Below are 17,624 nucleotides of genomic sequence, written 5' to 3'. Positions count from 1 at the left end.
GCAGTGGAATGTGCTATCTGATGCTCATGGAAACAGCTGCCGCGTCCGACCCGTTTGTCGCTTCCTTGCCGGTCTTCGCAAAGTTCGAAAGCGTTGCCGATATCGATAACTATCGGCCTCTCCCCGATGGCTGGGCGCTGGCCACCGCCGACATCGTCGGCTCGACCAAGGCGATCGAGGCTGGGCGCTACAAAACCGTCAATATGGCCGGCGCCAGCGTCATTTCGGCGCTGCTCAATGCACTGGGTCGGCAAGATCTTCCCTTTGTCTTCGGCGGCGACGGCGCGCTCGTGGCGTTTCCTGGCTCGGCGCTGGAGATCACCCGCAACGCGCTGGCGGCTGTCCAGAGATGGGTGGCGGACGAACTGGACCTGACCTTGCGTGCCGCAATCGTGCCGATAAACGATATAAGAGCGCAAGGCCTCGACGTTCGCGTGGCGAGGTTCCAGGCCTCCGAGGCGGTCTTCTATGCCATGTTCGCCGGCGGTGGCGGCAGTTGGGCGGAAGCCGAGATGAAAGCGGGGCGCTACCGCATCGATCCTGCGCCGGCCGGCGCGCGGCCGGATCTGACCGGCCTCTCCTGCCGCTGGAACCCGATCGAAGCCCGGCATGGCGAAATCGTCTCGATCATAGCCATACCGGGGGCGTCGCGCGACTTGCGCGGTTTTCAGTTTCTGGCTTCCGACATCATCGCCCTTGCCGGCATGCAGGAACGCGATGGCCACCCGGTTCCGGTGAACGGGCCGGGCTACAGTTTTTTGCCCGCCGGCCTCGATATCGAGGCGCGGGCCATGGCGCCGGCAGGATGGCGGTGGCTGTCGAAGCTGTGGATAGTGTTCCTGATGACGCTTACGGCTGTCACCGATAGATATGGCTGGACGATCGGCCGTTTCGATCCGAAGATCTACAAACGCGAGGTGGCCAGCAATTCGGATTTCCGCAAGTTCGACGACGGCTTGAAGATGACCATCGACGTTGACGCGGATGTGTTGCAACGGATCGAGAACCGGCTGAAACAGGCGGAAGAGGCGGGCATCTGCAACTATGGCCTGCACCGCCAGAAATCGGCCCTGATGACATGCCTCGTCGCCTCGCCGCTGCAGCGCGATCACGTTCATTTCATCGATGGCGCCGCCGGCGGCTATGCGATGGCTGCCGCAAGCCTGAAGGCGAAGGTGCCGGTCTGATGACGGCTTGCGGAAATCGATCTTCCGCAATATGCCTCGGCCATGGTTCTTGGCATCAGGTGAGCCTCGCCACGGGAGCGGACAGCCTGTCCGAATTGACGGGAAAGCAGATTTTTGGACGCCTCACTATCGACATATGACCGTCTTCTGAACCGGATTTCGACGCGCGCCGCGCAAATCGGCGTGATCGGACTGGGCTATGTCGGGTTGCCGCTGGCGGTTGCAATCGCACGCGCCGGCTTCCCGGTTTCCGGCTTCGACATCGAAGCCCAGAAGGTCGAGAGCCTGAACAACGGCCAATCCTACATTGAGGCGGTGACGTCGACAGCCCTTGCCGGCCAGGTGGCGAGCGGACGGTTCCGAGCCACCGCGGATTTTGCCGAACTGGGCGTCTGCGATGTCATCATCATCTGCGTTCCGACACCGCTGACGAAACACCGTGAGCCGGACCTCTCCTTTGTCAGGGACACGGCAGGCACGATCGCGAAGCATCTGCGTCTCGGCCAGCTGATCGTGCTGGAATCGACCACCTATCCCGGCACCACCGACGACGTGATCAAGCCCATACTGGAAGAAACCGGCTTGCAGTCGAAGATAGACTTCTTCCTCGGCTTCTCGCCCGAACGCGAGGATCCCGGCAACCGCAGCTTTGAAGTCGCGACGATCCCCAAGGTCGTGGCAGGCGACGGCATTGAAGCGGCGACGCTCGTGCAGGCTTTCTACCGGGGCGTGGTCAAGACCGTCGTTCCGGTTTCCACCACAGCGACCGCCGAGGCGGTCAAGCTGACGGAAAACATTTTCCGCTCGGTCAATATAGCCCTCGTCAACGAGTTGAAGGTCGTGCTCGGTGCGATGGGCATCGACATCTGGGAGGTGATCGAGGCGGCAAAGACCAAGCCCTTCGGCTACATGCCTTTCTATCCTGGCCCCGGACTTGGCGGGCACTGCGTTCCGATCGATCCCTTCTACCTGACGTGGAAGGCGCGCGAATACGAACTGCCGACCCGCTTCATCGAGTTGGCGGCAGAGATCAACACGGCCATGCCGCGTCATGTGGTCGATGAACTGGCGAAGGCGCTGGACCGGCGCTGCGGCAAGGCGCTCAGCCGCTCGCGCATTCTCATCATCGGGCTCGCCTACAAGAAGAATGTGCCCGACATCCGCGAAAGCCCCTCATTGCGGCTCATTGAACTCATCGAGGAATGGGGCGGCAAGGCGGAATTCCACGATCCGCATGTTACCGAGATCCCGACCACACGGGAGCATATGGCGATCAAGGGGCGTCGCTCGGTCGAATTGACCGAGGCGGCCTTGAAGGATTTCGATGCTGTCGTCGTTGCAACCGACCACGACGCGATCGACTATCGGGCGATCGCCGATCACGCCCTTCTGATCGTCGACACACGCAATGTTTTTGGCCGCCTCGGGCTAGCCCGAGAGACGGTGGTGAAGGCCTGACGGCGTCTGAGCCAGCGAATTTTTTGCCCGATGTCAGGATCGTGGTTGCACTCCGTCGGCAGCCTCGCCACATATCGCCCCACGAGATAGATGCAGTTTCGCCCGCTCCTTGCCTGCAAGGACAGTCACTTGGGAAATTCTTCGCCGGGTTTTGCCGCCGAAGCCGGCTTCATTGACTTCGAGGGTCTTATGTTTGGGTCGTTGGCGGACTGTGTTGTAGCGGATCAAAGGAGAATGGCTCGTCTTCGACGGGTCTGGAGATAGCATGAGCACAGCGCAAGCAGAAATTTCCACCACTCTCATGGATAAGGTTGCCGATTGGCTGACGCAATCGGCGCTGGCGGGCAACGACCTGGAAACATTGGTAAAAGGCTTTTGTGAACGGCTGGCTGCTGCCGGCCTGCCGCTGAAGCGGGTGCATTTGAGCTTTTCGATGCTTCATCCGCTTTATGACGCGCTTGGCTTCACCTGGTTTCGCGGCCAGGGCATGGAAGTAGAAGGCTTCCGCCATGAGGGCGGCGTGCCGTCTGACAGGTTCCTGACCAGCCCATACTACCATCTGCTCAGCAACAAGCTCGACCATCTGCGGCGCCGGTTCGACCCGTCGGTGCCGTCGGAGTTTCCGGTTTTCGATGAACTCAGGCTTATGGGCGTTACCGATTACATGGCTTTCGTCCATTCCTTCAGTGGCAACACCACTCAGGGCATGATGGGGTCTTGGTCCACCGACAGTGCTGCAGGCTTCAGCGACAGCATGATTTCGGCGCTGCTGCGCATCCAGAACCATCTCGCTATCGCAACCAAGATGGCGGTGCTGACCAAGCTCGCCGACAACATGATGACCACTTATCTCGGCGGCGATGCCGGCAGGCGCGTGCTGGACGGCCAGATCAAGCGCGGCGAGGGCGATACAATCCGGGCCGCACTGGTCATGGCCGATATGCGCGGGTCGTCAAGGCTTGCCGAAACCTCCGGCCGCGAAATCTATATCGATACGCTGAACCAGTTTTTCGACGCCGTTGCCGCACCTTTCAATCGCAAAGGCGGGCAGATCATGAGTTTCATAGGAGATGGCTTCATTGCCGTCTACCCTTGCGAAAGGCACCGCTCGCAGTCCGAGATCGCCTGCCAGGCTGCTCTTGCGGCAGCGCACAAGGCCACCGCGCGTATGATGGATCTCAATCTGCGCAGAAAGGAGCAGGGGTTGAGCGACATAGGCTTTGGTATCGGCCTGCATGTCGGCAATGTGATGTTCGGCAATGTCGGGCTTACCGACCGGCTCACATTCTCTGTCTTCGGCTCGGCTGTAAACGAGGTCCAGCGCCTCCAGACCCTGACCAAGAAATATCCGCACAGCGTTCTCGCCAGCAAAGACTTCGCCAGCTATTGCGGCGCCAACAGCTGGCTGACGCTCGGCAACGAGGAACTGGCGGGCATCAAGCAGAAGCTGACGGTGCTTTCACCCGATCTGTCGGGTGCTCTCGCACTCGATGAAGACAGTGCGATGGAGCCGATTCACGACCGAATATCGGACGCAGAGCAGGTCATGCTGCTTCATCGCGATGCCACGCGGTTGTCAGCGGGCGACCGGAGGAAGCTCCAGTAACCACCACGATCTGATCCGAACGCCTTGGCATGCAGTCCGGTCGCCGGTTCCGCCAGGGAACTGGCGACCGTTTCGAATCCAAGTTGCTCTAGGCTGGCAATGCGCTAGTCTCGCTTTCTGCGTCGGTCGCCCCGGCAGGCCGCCAGAGTGGGGTTGGTGTGAGAATGAATTCGGGTTTTGATCTGCTGCGGATCGAAGATGTTGGCATCTCTTTTGCCATTATCGGGGGACCGTTGCATGCCGTCAGGCGTGCAAATCTTCGCGTCCTGCCCGGCAAGGTTACCGCGCTTGTGGGCGAGTCCGGTTCCGGAAAATCGGTTCTCAGCCAGGCAGTGATGGGCATTTTGCCGAAGACAGCCCATGTTCGCGGCCGTATCCTGTTTTCCGATCCTGAAAAGCCCGGCACGACGCAGGATATCCTGCAGATGCCGCGTGACGGACCCGAAATCCGGGCGTTGAGAGGCAGCCGCATCGGCAAGATCTTTCAGGAGCCGATGACATCGCTGTCGCCGCTGCACACGATCGGCAACCAGGTCAGCGAATCCCTGCAGATTCATACGCCCATGGCTCGGGCGGAGCGCAAGGCGCGGACCGAGGAAATGCTCAGCCTTGTCGGCTTTCCCAATCCCAAGCGCGCCTATGACATGTATCCCTTTGAACTTTCGGGAGGATTGCGTCAACGCGCCATGATCGCCATGGCGCTTATCTGCCGGCCCGCCCTGTTGATCGCCGACGAGCCGACGACGGCGTTGGACGTCACCATCCAGGCGCAAATCCTGCAATTGCTGCGCGAGCTTCAGACCAAGCTGAACATGGCGATGCTGCTGATCACGCACGACCTCGGCGTGGTCGCCAATGTCGCCGACGAGGTGGTGGTCATCTACCATGGCGAGATCATGGAAGCGGGACCTGTCGAGGCGATATTCCGCCGGCCAGGTCACCCTTACCTGAAGGGCCTGATGGCAGCCGTTCCGCATTTCGACCTGAAGCCTGGCGAAAGGCTAAAGGCGCTCCGCGAGGTGCCGGTGAATGTCGGGAACCTGCTCGGCAAGCAGACGGCGCCGGTATCGAAAGGGCCGGACGACATCCTGCTGTCGGTCAAGGATCTGGAAAAGACCTTCACCACCCGCAAGTCCGGATGGTTCGGCGGGGATCATCAAACCTCTGTTCGCGCCGTGGACGGCGTGAGCTTCGATATCAGGCGGGGTGAGTGCCTGGGTCTGGTCGGCGAAAGCGGCTCCGGCAAAACCACCGTCAGCAAGATCCTCATGCGGGCTGTTACCCCTAGCGGCGGCTCTGTGATCTTCAACGGCCGCGATGGACCGATCGACGTCTTGGCAGCCGGGGGAAACGCCCTGCGCATGCTGCGCGCGAAAATCCAGATGGTCTTCCAGGATCCGGTTTCGTCGCTTTCACCTCGCATGACGGTGGAGAACATCTTGAGCGAGCCGCTGGAAATCCATCAACGTGGCAATGCCGCTTCCCGCCTCGCCACAGTCAAGAGCCTGATGCAGGCAATCGGGCTCGATCCGCGCTTCATCAAGCGTTATCCGCACAGTTTCTCCGGCGGGCAGCGTCAGCGTATCGGCATCGCGCGCGCGTTGGCGCTGGGGCCTGAACTCCTGATCTGCGACGAGCCGGTTTCAGCACTCGATGTCTCTGTCCAGGCGCAAATCCTGAACCTTCTGAAGGACCTGCAGAAGGAACTGGGCCTGACCTACCTGTTCATATCCCACAACCTGGCGGTGGTGGACTACATGGCAGACCGCATCGCGGTGATGTGCGGCGGGCGTATCGTCGAGCTTGCGCCGCGCGAAATTCTGCTTAGGAAACCGGTGCACCCCTACACGCGCTCACTGGTCGCCGCAGTACCTTTCCCCGATCTCGACAGGCCGATGGATTTCAAGACGCTGAATCTCAGCGGCGCTTCCGACACCAGCGCATGGGGACCGCAATTCCGCGACGAGGGCGACGAGGGTATGCTGTCGCCGCTCGATCTTGGCGGCGGCCACCTCGTGCTGGCCCGACGTTCGGCAGATGTCAGCGAGCTACGCCATTGATCAGCCGGCGCACCGTCCTTGGCCTCATGGCTTCGGCATTTCTGCCGGGCACGTTGCACGCCGGCGATCTGGAGCCGGAATTTCTTCAGCCGTACCTGAAGGCCAGGGCGCTGCCGGCACTCGCCGAACGCCTGCCCAAGAGCCCGCGCGCGGTGAATCTCGCTGCGATGGGCCGGCAGCCCGGCCAGTATGGCGGCACGCTGCGTACGATCATCGGCAGCCAGAAAGATATCCGGATGATGACGATCTATGGGTATGCTCGCCTGGTCGGCTATGACGAAAAGCTTAACATGCAAGCCGACATTCTCGAAAGTTTCGACGTAGCGAATGATCGCGTCTTCACTTTCAAGATACGGGAAGGGCATAAATGGTCTGACGGTGGCCTGCTGACGCCGGAGGATTTTCGCTATTGCTGGGAAGATGTCTGGCTGAACGATGAGCTTTCGCAAGGCGGGCTTGCCCCGGCCCTGCTGGCGGACGGCAAGCCGCCACGCTTCGAGATCGTCGATCCGTTGACGGTCCGCTATAGTTGGGATGCGCCCAATCCCGACTTCCTGCCCAGGCTCGCTGCTGCTTCGCCGCTATCGCTTGTTCTGCCAGCCGCCTATCTCAAGCAGTTCCACAAGAAATATCAGGATCCATTCCGGCTCGCCGGCCTAATGAGGGAGAACCGGGCCAAGAAATGGACGCTCCTGCATATCCGCATGTCGCGACAGTATCGCCCGGAGAACCCGGATTTGCCGACGCTCGATCCCTGGCAGAACCGGACCAAGCCGCCGGCTGAGCAGTTCGTCTTCGAGCGCAACCCGTTCTTTCATCGAATAGACGAGAATGGCCGGCAACTGCCCTATGTTGACCGGATTGTCATGAATGTCAGCTCGTCGGCGATCATTTCCGCCAAGACCGGTGCGGGCGAGAGCGACCTGCAATGCATGGGAATTGACTTCACCGATTACTCCTTCCTGAAGGATGCGGAGAAGCGCTACCCGGTGAAGATGCATCTCTGGAAACGCACACAGGGTTCGCGGCTGGCGCTGCTGCCCAATCTGAATTGTGCCGACCAGGTGTGGCGTCGCCTTTTTCGCGACGTGCGCGTGCGCCGCGCACTTTCGCTCGCTGTGGACAGGCGCGAGATCAATATGGCTGTGTTCTACGGATTAGCACAGGAAAGTGCCGATACGGTCCTGCCGGAGAGCCCGCTCTACCGGCCGGAATTCGCGAAAGCCTGGGTCGCCCATGATCCCGACCAGGCCAATGCCCTGCTCGACGAGGTCGGGCTTCAGACGCGTGGCGATGACGGCCTGCGGATACTTCCCGATGGACGCCCAGCGCAGATCATAGTGGAGACGGCCGGCGAAAGCACACTGGAAACCGACGCGCTCGAACTCATCACCGATCACTGGCGCAAGATCGGCATCGCCTTGTTCATCCGGACTTCGCAGCGCGACATCTTCCGCAGCCGCGCGGTTGGCGGCCAGATCATTATGTCGATGTGGTCGGGCATCGACAATGGCGTGCCGACCGCCGACATGAACCCGAGCCAGCTGGCCCCCACCATCGACGACCAGCTGCAATGGCCGCTCTGGGGTGCTCACTACTTGTCTCGTGGCAAGCTCGGTGAGGCGCCCGATCTTCCGCCTGTGGTCGAGTTGATGGCTTTGCTCAAGCGCTGGAACGCATCGACCGAAACCACGGAGCGCGCCGAAATCTGGAATTCGATGCTGTCGATCTACACCGATCAGGTGTTTTCGATCGGCACGGTGAACGGAACGCATCAGCCGGTTCTAGCGTCCTCGCGGCTGCGCAACCTGCCTGACAAGGCGCTCTACGGCTACGACCCGACTGCCTATTTCGGTGTCTACATGCCGGATACATTCTGGCTTGGAGAGTCCTGAGCGTGCTTCGATATCTTGTTTGGCGCATCGCCGTGATGGTTCCAACGCTGCTGATCATATCGGCGCTGGTGTTCACGATCATCGAACTTCCCCCAGGCGACTATTTCGACAGCTATGTTGCCGAGCTTCGGGCTCAGGGCGAAGGGGTGGATTCCGATCGCATCGAGATGATGCGCAAGGAATATGGTTTCGACAAGCCGCCGATCGTTCGCTACTTCTACTGGGTCGGCGGGATGCTGCACGGCGATTTCGGCTATTCCTTCGAATATGAGCTGCCGGTTCGCGACGTCGTCGGGGACCGAATGTGGCTGACCGTGATGGTTTCCTTCGTCACGATCGTCTTCACCTGGCTCATCGCCTTTCCAATCGGCATGTACTCCGCCACGCATCAATACAGCTGGGGCGACTACGGCCTGACTTTCTTCGGCCTTCTCGGCCTTGCCATTCCGAACTTCATGCTGGCGCTGATCCTGATGTATTTCGCCAACATCTGGTTCGGCACATCCATCGGCCATCTCATGGACCAGCAATATCTCAGCGAGCCGATGAGCTGGGCCAAGGCGAAGTCGATCCTCGCCCATCTCTGGATCCCGGTCTTGATCATCGGCACCGGAGGCACGGCAAGCATGATCCGGCGGCTGCGCGCCAATCTGCTCGATGAGCTACACAAGCAATATGTCGTGACCGCACGCGCCAAAGGCCTTCATCCCTTCAAGGCGCTGGTCAAATATCCGCTGCGCATGGCGCTCAATTTCTTCATTTCCGACATCGGCTCTATCCTGCCGGCCATCATCTCCGGCGCCGAAATCACGGCGATCGTGCTGTCTTTGGAAACGACCGGGCCGATGCTGATCAAGGCGCTGCAAAGCCAGGACATGTATCTGGCAGGGTCGTTCCTGATGTTCCTCGCCTTCCTGACGGTCATCGGTGTCCTGATTTCCGACCTGGCGCTGGCGCTGCTTGATCCACGAATTCGTTTGCAGGGCGGCAGCACCAAATGAACACGAATTCTCCGCTGCCCGCTCCGGGTGCTCCACTGCAACACTACGTTTCCATCGCGCCCATTGACCTGCAGTCGGTCGAGGCGATGACGCCGGAGCAGTCGAAAGTCTATCAGGCGTCGCAGTTGCGGCTGATGTGGTGGAAATTCCGGAAGCACCGGCTTGCCGTTATATCAGGCATATTCCTGGCAGTGCTTTATTTCGGGATACTGATCTGCGAGTTCCTGGCGCCCTACAATCTGCACACGCGCAACATGGACTACATCTATTCGCCGCCGCAGCGGGTGCACCTGTTCCACAACGGCCAGTTCGTCGGGCCGTTCGTCTATGGCCGCCGGATGACGCTGGATATGGACACGCTCAAGCGGAACTACATCGAGAACCACGATGATGTTCAGCGGATCCGCTTCTTCTGCAGGGGCGACAGTTACCGGTTCTGGGGCCTGATCGAAGGTGACAGGCATTTTGTCTGCCCTGCCGAAAACGGCCAGCTCTTTCTGGCCGGCACTGACAGGCTGGGGCGCGATGTGCTCTCGCGCATCATCTATGGCGCACGCATTTCACTGACAATCGGCCTCGTCGGCATCAGTTTCAGCTTCGTGCTCGGCATTGTCATCGGCGGACTGGCCGGCTATCATGGCGGTATCTTCGACCTGATCGTTCAACGGATAATCGAAGTTCTGCAATCGATCCCCAGCATTCCGCTATGGCTGGCTCTGGCGGCTATCATGCCGATAACCTGGAGTCCGGCCCTGATCTATTTCGGCATCACCGTCATCCTCGGGCTGCTCGACTGGACCGGACTGGCGCGGGCCGTGCGTTCGAAGCTTCTAGCCTTGCGCGAGGAGGATTACGTTCTGGCCGCGCAATTGATGGGCGCCAGGAGCAGCCGCATCATCGGGCGGCACCTCATTCCCGGCTTCATGTCGCATCTGATCGCGACGGCGACGCTCTCCATACCCAGCATGATCCTGGGCGAGACGGCGCTGAGCTTCCTCGGGCTCGGCCTGAGGGCGCCGATAACCAGTTGGGGCATCCTGCTCACCGAGGCGCGCAGCGTCAACGTGATCGCGTTCTATCCATGGCTGCTTTTGCCGATGCTCCCCGTCATTCTCGTCATCATGGCGTTCAACTTCCTCGGCGACGGCTTGCGGGACGCCGCAGACCCCTACAAGTGAGATCGCAATTCCGCCGCGCGCCGTGCCGCCGACTCCACCCGGTATGATCCTTGTCGGCGGCCTGTTCGGTTATTGCAATGTTCATTGCTCGCCTCTATGTGCGGGACTGGTTCAGGACATACAATCGCCTATGAGTCGCCTCGACAGTTTCATCCGCAGGATGACCGCACAGCGCGACATTCTCGATCATGTCTGCACCGAGGTGGCGAAGATGGAGGGGCCCGTGGTCGAGCTCGGCCTCGGCAATGGCCGGACGTTCCACCATCTGCGCGAGCGCCTGCCCGGACGCCGGATCGTGGCGTTCGACCGCGCACTTGCCGCACACGCCAGCTCAATTCCCGAAGCTGAAAACCTCGTGCTCGGCGAAATACGCGAGACGGCGAGCAGGTTCATTGGCATCGATGCCGCTCTTGTTCATGCCGACATCGGTACCGGCTATGAAGATCTCGATGCAGTGACCTCTACCTGGCTTCCCGATCTGATTGCGCGCCTGCTTCGCGTCGGCGGCATCGCGGTCAGCGGCACGCCGCTCGATCACCCGCAGCTGCAACGCCTCCCGCCGCCGCCTTCGGTGCCCGCCGATCGTTATTTTGTCTGTAGGCGCGTGTGAGGGGCCGAGACGACCCAAATCTTCAGGGGCCAAGTCTTCAGGGGCCAAGTCTTCAGGGGATCGTATAGACTGCGATCTCCCGCTCAATGCCGCGCAGCGAGACCTCGTGGGGCACGGGCGTCAGCGCTTTCCTGTGCAACAGATCGGCGGTGAGATTGTCGTCGACCACCGCACGAGTGGCGAAGATCGCCTGTGCGGTGGCAAGGTTCTGGACCCGCGAAGCAATGTTGACCGTCTGGCCGAAATAGTCCTGTCGCTCGTTCATGGACACGGCGATGCAGGGGCCGGCGTGGACTCCGATCTTGAGCAGCAGATCCTCGCGCCCGCTCTTGTCGTTGAGCGCACGCATGGCATCGCGCATCCTGAGGGCCGCGGCAATCGCACGATCAGGCGTCGCGAAGGTCGCCATCACCGCATCACCGATCGTCTTCACCACCGCGCCTGCCTCCGCCGCGACGATCTCGTGCAGAACCTGGAAATGCTCGCGCACGAGATCGAAGGCTGAAAGGTCGCCCACCCGCTCGTAAAGCGCGGTCGATCCGCGCAGGTCGGTGAACAGGAAGGTCAGGCTGGTGATCTTCAGGCGCTGGTTGATGTCGAGCGTGTCCGCACGATAGAGATTGCGGAACGTCTGGTTGGTGAGCAGGCGCTTGGCGGTCAGGAAGGGCCGGCGTTTGCCCAGCAAATCATGCAATGCCTGGCCGGCGATGAAGACCGTCGGCAGCACGCGGGTGTCGGTCCTGTTTTCCAGCGAAATGCGCATCGGGCCCGGTTGCATCTCCAGCGTCTGGCTCTGCACATGGTCGCGGTCGAAGACCAAAGAGAGGCTTCGGCGTTCCTTTGTTGGTTCGCCCTTCCCATCGATGAACTGCGCTGAATGGGTGACCGGATCGAAGACGATGATGAATTCGGACGGAAGCTGTATGAGCAGAAACGCCTTTTCACCGGGCGCAAGCTCGATACCCTCCAGCGAGAACGCTTCTATCTTTTTGGCGAAATCCTCTTCCGGCAGATCGACGCCGGACCCCCAGTAGATCTGGCGGAAATATTCCACCAACGGCAGTTCGTGTGGATTGTGGGCGGCAATCCTGCGCACGCGGGAACTGACGGTGAATGTCACCTCGACCATCTCGTCGAGGGTCGGCGAATAGCCCTCGGCGCACAGCGCGCAGGTGTATTCGTCCTTCTGCAGGGTTTTCAGCGTGGCGTTGGTGTCGAGCACGCCGCCACAGCCGGGGCACAGAACATTCCAGGAAATGTCGAAGATGCCCACCCGCGCCGCGTGGAGAAAGGCGCCTATGGTGCGTTCCTCGTCGAGGCCATGCTTGCTGGCGAAGGCTGGCGCATTGATGCGGCAAAGTTCGCGGTCCTGGCCTTCCGCGATGGTTCGCTCGATCGCGTCGATTGCCTGTGGATCGACATCGGTCGATTGCCGCAGAAGCGAGAACAGATCCTGAGCTTCGTTCATCGTGCAGGCTCCGGACGCCCCATGAGGCATGGTTGACCGGACCGCTCTTTGGTCCGAGTCTTCATTCTACTTCGAAACGGACCGTACGGCCATTCGAATAGACAAGCCTGGTGACAGTCCAATTTCCATTCGCGGTAACCGGCACTATGATGATCCATGGGGAATTCATCCTTGGGGCTCTCTCCCATGCCGACATCCGACAACCCGCCATTTCCGGCGGCCCTGCGCCTTTTCTCTGCGGTGGTCATCATCGTCCTGATCGTAGGCGCCGGCCTGTTTTTCGCACCCGTCTTGGTCAAGCCGCGCTGGCCTTGGGCCGTCACGCCGTTCAATGCCCGCTTCCTCGGCGGCTTCTACACCGCCGAAATGGTCGTGATGGCGGCGCTACTGTTGTGGAATCGCTGGTCGCCCGCCAGGCTCGTGCTCGTCATGGCCTTCATCTTCACCGTCATCGTGTCGGTGGCTTCGTTCCTCAATCTCGGCTATTTCAACTTCGGGCGCAAAGCGCCCTGGCTCTGGTTTTTGGTCTATCTTGCTTCGGTCGCGGTATCCGGGCTGTTCCTGTGGCGGGCCAGGGCCCGTCCTTCTGCAAAAGGCGTGACCTTAAACCCCGCATGGCGGGGCTACATGCCGGTGGAATCGGCGATCCTTGGGCTCTATGGCGTCGGCCTGTTGCTGTTTCCCCTGACATTCAGCAGCATCTGGCCATGGCCGGTAGACGCCTTCCACGCTCAGGTCTACAGCGCCATCTTTCTCGCCGGTGCGGGCGGCATATATCTCGTCTGGAGAAGCGCGCCGCGCGAGGAACTGCTGGTGCTCGGCTTGGCGCAGTTTCTGGTTGGCCTGCTTGCCATCCTTGGCCTCGTCATCACCGACGCTGCGGTGCACCGGATCGACTGGACGGCGACCGGGACATTGTGCTGGCTCGCCCTTTTCGGCTGGATCGGCATCAGCGGCGTCTTCAAACTCTACGCCGCCTCGCGGTATTTTAGCTCGCAATCGGCATCATAGGGTGCAGAGACGGCTGGATTTTCAGGGGACGTCCGGTGCATCGTGCCGGGCCGATTGCCTTCGCCGGGAACGCCATGACCAGCACGACCTCGCCATCCTCCGAGAAAATCCAGCCGCAGCTGCGGTCCGTCCGGCCAAGCGATGCGGAGGCGCTTTGCGCTATCTTCAACATGCCGGGCTTCCGCTGGGGCACGCTCAGGATGCCCTTCGAGCGGGTAGAGCAGGTGGAGCGGCGCATCGCCAAGTCCGGCCAGGAAACCACCTGGATCGTTGCCGAGTTGGACGGCAAGGTCGTCGGCCATGGCAGCCTGGTCGTGCAGGGTTCGCCGCGCCGTTCGCATATCGGCGAGATCAATATCGGCCTTGACGATGCCTTTGTCGGCAAGGGCATCGGCTCTGCCATACTTGGCGCGCTGCTTGACGTGGCCGACAACTGGCGCGCCCTGAAGCGGGTCGAATTGACCGTCTATGCCGACAACGAACCGGCCGTCCGTCTCTACACAAGCCACGGCTTCGAGGTCGAAGGCCGGCATGTGAAGGCCGGTTTTACCGACGGGCAGTACCACGACCTCCTGAGCATGGCCCGGCTGCGGTTCTGAGGTCTCCCTTGGCGTTTGCACCGCAAGCGGCTAATGCATGTCGCTCAAAAGTGGTCCCGGTTTTGGGAGAACGACATGCTAAAAAACAAAGATCTAAAGCGCGTCGCATGGGTCCGTTCAAACGCGACGCGCTTTAGACGGGACCAATGACCGCCGTCTTCGATCCAACCCCTACGCCTCCGGCGGAAATTCTGGCTGTGCTGTCGCTGCTCTGTCCGGAAGTCGTACGTGACATCGAGCAGAACTGGAATGCACCGGTTTCCGATTACGCCCGCCATCTGTGGCGGCCGGTGGCAAGGCCTGCATCGGCCCCGGCTATCGCTGCCCGCTCGATCCTGCGCGAAGTCCTGCATCAGCGCCTTGGTGTGATCATGCAGCCTGAAGAGATCGGCAAGGCGCTCGAAGAGTTCGAGCACAGACCGGTGATTCAGTCCGGCCTGCACTGCCTGCTTCTGATGGACCGGATCACCTTCGATGCCGTCCTGCTTGCCTGGCTCGGCGCGGTCGAAAACGGGCTGTCGGCCTTCGTCGGCTTCATGGGAACGACGATGACCATGGAGACAATTGGCCGGGAGGGGCCGGGATGGCTCGATGTCGGCGACGACAAGGTCAACCTGTTTGGCATGGGGCGCCACAAACTGTGCCGCAAAAGCGCCTGCGTGGCCGGTCCCGTCTCCCTCAACAAGCGCGCGCTCGAAGCGGTGGGCGATGAAACGGATGCCAGCCGCTGGCTGGGCACACTGCTTGCCAACCAGGACAAGGTGTTTGGAACCGCCGCCGATGCGCTGACAGCCCTCAACGAGGATCTGGTCGCCGATTGGGATCGTTCCGGCATGGCCCTGCCGGTTTTCATCGATGATCGGCTCGCCGCGGCTGCCATGGCGCGGCATCTAGAATATGACGGCAGCCTTCTTTCCAGGCTGCTCATTGATCCCGCAAGGCGCCAGCGTCTCGAACGTGCCTTGCAAGAGGCCGCATCGAGCCCCTTTGGCAGGTTTCTGCCCAATGCCACGGCCTATTTCTGGGGCATCCGCGAGGAGCGCGTGCGCAAGCTCGTCCTCGAGAACGGGCACCTGATCGAGCCTGACAAGCCGCATGGTCTTTCCATCCCGTTCGAGCGGCCGCATCTCAAGCAGGCGCTGCTGGACGGCGTGCTGCTGCCGAACTTGTTCCTGATGTTCCTCGTCCTTGCCATATTGCCGCGTGTGCGGGTTGTGGGCGGCCTGAGACAGATTGGCTATGTAGCGCTTTTCCACTCGATCCTGCTGGCTGCGCTGGACGAAAACATGCCGGAAGAGCGCGATCTGGCTGCGGAGCTGCAGGTTCGGGAAAATGCCTGGGGCATGCGGGTCATCGATGAAAAGATCTCGGTCCGCGAGCAGCTTGCCGGCCTGCCGGAAGGGGCGCTCTTCCCGGACCTGCTCCGGCAATACCGATTGCGGACACTTGCCGAGACGACCGACGACCTGAAGCTGGTTCGCGAAAACGCCCGATGGCGCAAGATCGGCCAGGCAGAGATCAAGGCGACCTGAGCCTCACTTCAGGCCTTATTTCAGGTTGATTTTCTAATTTCGACGACGGCTTCCGCCTCGACGATCATATGGCTTGCCTGCGATCCGTCTGCAGTTCAAAGCCTGACCTGACATGGGCTCACCTGTCATTGCACGACACCGGCCTTGCGGAGCCCGTCCACCACGAGTTCGAAATCGGCAGGGTTCTTGTAGGGCAAGACTTTGCGACGGTATTCCAGCGAATAGTCGGGATTGACGCGAAGCACCTCCTGCCATGCCGCGCGGGCCTCGGCGAAACGGCCCAGATGGCCGTAGCTGGCGGCCAGAAGCGCGCGCGAGACGTCGGTAACAGCGTTGCGAGCCAGCCGTTGCATCAAGAGGCCAACGGCCTCTTCGTACCTTCCCAGTTGAAACAAGGCCAAAGCCTGGAAGTGCAGAAGCACATCCGGAAAGTACGGATTCAAGGTCTTCCCCCGGGCGAAACTCTCGAGGGCCTCCTCAGGTCTGCCCGAATAGTACAGCGCCTCGCCGAGGATGACGTGCCCTTCGGCGAAGTTCGGATTGAGGGCGATCGCGTGCTCGGCCTCGCCGATGGCCCCATCGTGCCGTCGTGTGTACAGCTTGGCTATAGCCAGCGCCCAGTGCGCCCAGGGATCGCTGTCATCCAGCGTTACCGCTCGCGTTGCGACCTCTTCCGCTTGCGCCATCGATTCCGGCGGCGAGGCACTCCACCTGTTCAGGTAATCGAGTCCGTGCGTGAGGGCGAGGAAAGCGTGGGCCGAGGCAAACTTCGGGTCCAGTTCGATGGCACGTTGCAAGAGGTCGCGGGCTGCGAGGTTCGTCTCCTTCGTCAGCCGGTGCCACAGCTCCCGGCCCCGCAGGAAACAGTCATACGCCTCCGCGTTGCGCGGGTGCTCGGGCGCCAGCCGCTGACGGTCACCCTCCGTCAGATTGAGCGCCAGCGCAGCGACGATCTGCTGCGTCACGTCGTCTTGCACGGCGAATATGTCGGTCAGGTCGCGATCGAACCGCTCCGCCCAAAGATGGCCGCCCGAGGTTGCATCGATGAGCTGCGCGGTGATGCGCACCCTGTTCCCCGACTTGCGTACGCTGCCCTCAAGGACATGCCGCACGCCGAGCTTCGTGCCCACCTCCTGCACATGGACGTTCTGGCCCTTGAAGGTGAACGACGAATTGCGTGCGATGACGAAGAGCTGCGACAGTTTGGACAGCGCCGTGATGATGTCTTCGGAGATGCCGTCGGCGAAGTAGTCCTGTTCGACGTCACCGCTCATGTTGGCGAACGGCAGGACGGCTATCGACAGCTTCGGCGGCGCTGCCGGCCGGCTCGTCGCGGTTTCCGAGGTCGCGGCCGCCTTGGTCCCGGCGCTGCCGACTTGCAACGAATAGACCCGGATCGGCTCGGCGATGTTCTTGAGCTGCGTGCTGCCGAGATCGCTGACCGAGAGGTCGAGCCTCGCCTTGACCTGGCGATAGGCATCCTCGGACAGGCAGATGGCGCCGGGCGCCGCGACGCCCTCCAAACGCGAGGCGATGTTGACGCCGTCGCCCATCAGGTCGCCGTCGCTTTCTTCGACCACATCGCCCAGATGGATGCCGATCCTGAACTCGATGCGGCGGTCCTGCGGCACGCCGGCATTGCGCTCAACCATACCATTCTGAACCTCAACGGCGCAGCGCACGGCATCCACCACACTGCGGAACTCAACCAGCGCCCCATCCCCGGTGCGCTTGATCACCCGTCCGTTGTGCACAGCGATGGTCGGATCGATCAGGTCGCTGCGCAGTGCCCGCAACCTCGCCAAAGTAAGATCTTCGTCCGCGCTCGCGAGCCGGCTGTATCCGACCACATCCGCAGCCAGGATCGCGGCCAGCTTACGATTCTCGCTCATCGGTCCGTCTCCTCGTCCCTACGATAGCAGGAAGACGGGGGGTACGAGGGAACTTTCGCAAACGACGGCCACGCAGCCGCCCGAACGACAGGACTCACACCGATCGCTCGATGCCCATCTGCGCTGC

The 17,624-nt window shown here is 61.2% G+C and carries 13 protein-coding genes; 11 read left to right on the top strand and 2 right to left on the bottom strand.

Going from position 1 to position 17,624, the window contains the following annotated elements; translation table 11 throughout:
* Nucleotides 1-8: 8 nt before the first annotated feature.
* The 8 genes from ACFFNA_RS12300 (at nt 9) to ACFFNA_RS12265 (ending at nt 10,995) form a co-directional block, all read left to right on the top strand.
* A complete protein-coding gene (locus tag ACFFNA_RS12300; RefSeq protein WP_378918508.1) occupies nt 9-1,187 on the top strand; it encodes a DUF3095 domain-containing protein in 1,179 nt (392 codons plus the stop codon).
* Nucleotides 1,188-1,301: 114 nt separating this feature from the next.
* Nucleotides 1,302-2,645 carry a nucleotide sugar dehydrogenase gene (locus ACFFNA_RS12295; protein WP_378918507.1) on the top strand — a complete coding sequence of 448 codons (1,344 nt, stop codon included), beginning with the start codon at nt 1,302-1,304 and terminating at the stop codon, nt 2,643-2,645.
* A gap of 265 nt (nt 2,646-2,910) precedes the next feature.
* Nucleotides 2,911-4,251, top strand: coding sequence for an adenylate/guanylate cyclase domain-containing protein (locus ACFFNA_RS12290; RefSeq protein WP_378918505.1), 1,341 nt, complete (start codon nt 2,911-2,913; stop codon nt 4,249-4,251).
* 164 nt (nt 4,252-4,415) lie between these two features.
* A complete protein-coding gene (locus ACFFNA_RS12285; protein ID WP_378918503.1) occupies nt 4,416-6,311 on the top strand; it encodes an ABC transporter ATP-binding protein in 1,896 nt (631 codons plus the stop codon).
* Nucleotides 6,308-8,206, top strand: a complete 1,899-nt coding sequence (locus tag ACFFNA_RS12280) for an ABC transporter substrate-binding protein (RefSeq protein WP_378918501.1) — start codon at nt 6,308-6,310, stop codon at nt 8,204-8,206. Before ACFFNA_RS12285 ends, ACFFNA_RS12280 begins: the two co-directional genes overlap by 4 nt.
* 2 nt (nt 8,207-8,208) lie before the next feature.
* Nucleotides 8,209-9,207 (top strand): ABC transporter permease, encoded by a 999-nt coding sequence (locus ACFFNA_RS12275; protein WP_111545122.1) that lies wholly within the window; start codon nt 8,209-8,211, stop codon nt 9,205-9,207.
* Entirely contained in the window at nt 9,204-10,385 is a 1,182-nt protein-coding gene (locus ACFFNA_RS12270; protein ID WP_378918499.1) for an ABC transporter permease, read from the top strand. The genes ACFFNA_RS12275 and ACFFNA_RS12270 overlap by 4 nt, the downstream gene beginning before the upstream one ends.
* A 130-nt stretch (nt 10,386-10,515) precedes the next feature.
* Nucleotides 10,516-10,995: a class I SAM-dependent methyltransferase gene (locus tag ACFFNA_RS12265; RefSeq protein ID WP_111545124.1), complete on the top strand. Its 480-nt coding sequence runs from the start codon at nt 10,516-10,518 to the stop codon at nt 10,993-10,995.
* A gap of 52 nt (nt 10,996-11,047) precedes the next feature.
* On the opposite strand, the gene ACFFNA_RS12260 is transcribed toward ACFFNA_RS12265, so the two are convergent.
* On the bottom strand, nt 11,048-12,463 hold the full coding sequence (locus tag ACFFNA_RS12260) for an adenylate/guanylate cyclase domain-containing protein (RefSeq protein ID WP_378918497.1): 1,416 nt from the start codon (nt 12,461-12,463) through the stop codon (nt 11,048-11,050).
* A 186-nt stretch (nt 12,464-12,649) separates the two neighbouring features.
* On the opposite strand from ACFFNA_RS12260, the gene ACFFNA_RS12255 reads away from it, so the two are divergent.
* The 3 genes from ACFFNA_RS12255 to ACFFNA_RS12245 all read left to right on the top strand — a co-directional run bounded on the left by ACFFNA_RS12255 (nt 12,650) and on the right by ACFFNA_RS12245 (nt 15,605).
* On the top strand, nt 12,650-13,474 hold the full coding sequence (locus tag ACFFNA_RS12255; RefSeq protein WP_378918495.1) for a hypothetical protein: 825 nt from the start codon (nt 12,650-12,652) through the stop codon (nt 13,472-13,474).
* Nucleotides 13,475-13,548: 74 nt separating this feature from the next.
* On the top strand, nt 13,549-14,073 hold the full coding sequence (locus ACFFNA_RS12250; protein ID WP_378918493.1) for a GNAT family N-acetyltransferase: 525 nt from the start codon (nt 13,549-13,551) through the stop codon (nt 14,071-14,073).
* Between the two features lie 146 nt (nt 14,074-14,219).
* Nucleotides 14,220-15,605, top strand: coding sequence for a hypothetical protein (locus tag ACFFNA_RS12245; RefSeq protein WP_378918491.1), 1,386 nt, complete (start codon nt 14,220-14,222; stop codon nt 15,603-15,605).
* A gap of 125 nt (nt 15,606-15,730) precedes the next feature.
* Here ACFFNA_RS12245 and ACFFNA_RS12240 read toward each other — a convergent pair whose 3' ends face one another.
* The gene (locus ACFFNA_RS12240) at nt 15,731-17,497 is read right to left on the bottom strand and encodes an adenylate/guanylate cyclase domain-containing protein (protein ID WP_378918489.1); all 1,767 of its coding nucleotides are present in this window, start codon (nt 17,495-17,497) and stop codon (nt 15,731-15,733) included.
* Nucleotides 17,498-17,624 lie beyond the last annotated feature (127 nt).

The organism is Mesorhizobium kowhaii (genome assembly GCF_042431665.1).
Taxonomy (GTDB): domain Bacteria; phylum Pseudomonadota; class Alphaproteobacteria; order Rhizobiales; family Rhizobiaceae; genus Mesorhizobium; species Mesorhizobium kowhaii.
Note: the sequence above shows the minus strand (reverse complement) of the source record. Positions and strands in the feature narration are given on the sequence as shown.

Bases quoted from the DNA above. Each gene is read 5' to 3' on its own strand.
- ACFFNA_RS12300 (WP_378918508.1), top strand. From the start codon at position 9: ATGTGCTATCTGATGCTCATGGAAACAGCTGCCGCGTCCGACCCGTTT.
- ACFFNA_RS12290 (WP_378918505.1), top strand. From the start codon at position 2,911: ATGAGCACAGCGCAAGCAGAAATTTCCACCACTCTCATGGATAAGGTT.
- ACFFNA_RS12285 (WP_378918503.1), top strand. From the start codon at position 4,416: ATGAATTCGGGTTTTGATCTGCTGCGGATCGAAGATGTTGGCATCTCT.
- ACFFNA_RS12270 (WP_378918499.1), top strand. From the start codon at position 9,204: ATGAACACGAATTCTCCGCTGCCCGCTCCGGGTGCTCCACTGCAACAC.
- ACFFNA_RS12265 (WP_111545124.1), top strand. From the start codon at position 10,516: ATGAGTCGCCTCGACAGTTTCATCCGCAGGATGACCGCACAGCGCGAC.
- ACFFNA_RS12260 (WP_378918497.1), bottom strand. From the start codon at position 12,463: ATGAACGAAGCTCAGGATCTGTTCTCGCTTCTGCGGCAATCGACCGAT.
- ACFFNA_RS12255 (WP_378918495.1), top strand. From the start codon at position 12,650: ATGCCGACATCCGACAACCCGCCATTTCCGGCGGCCCTGCGCCTTTTC.
- ACFFNA_RS12250 (WP_378918493.1), top strand. From the start codon at position 13,549: ATGACCAGCACGACCTCGCCATCCTCCGAGAAAATCCAGCCGCAGCTG.
- ACFFNA_RS12245 (WP_378918491.1), top strand. From the start codon at position 14,220: ATGACCGCCGTCTTCGATCCAACCCCTACGCCTCCGGCGGAAATTCTG.
- ACFFNA_RS12240 (WP_378918489.1), bottom strand. From the start codon at position 17,497: ATGAGCGAGAATCGTAAGCTGGCCGCGATCCTGGCTGCGGATGTGGTC.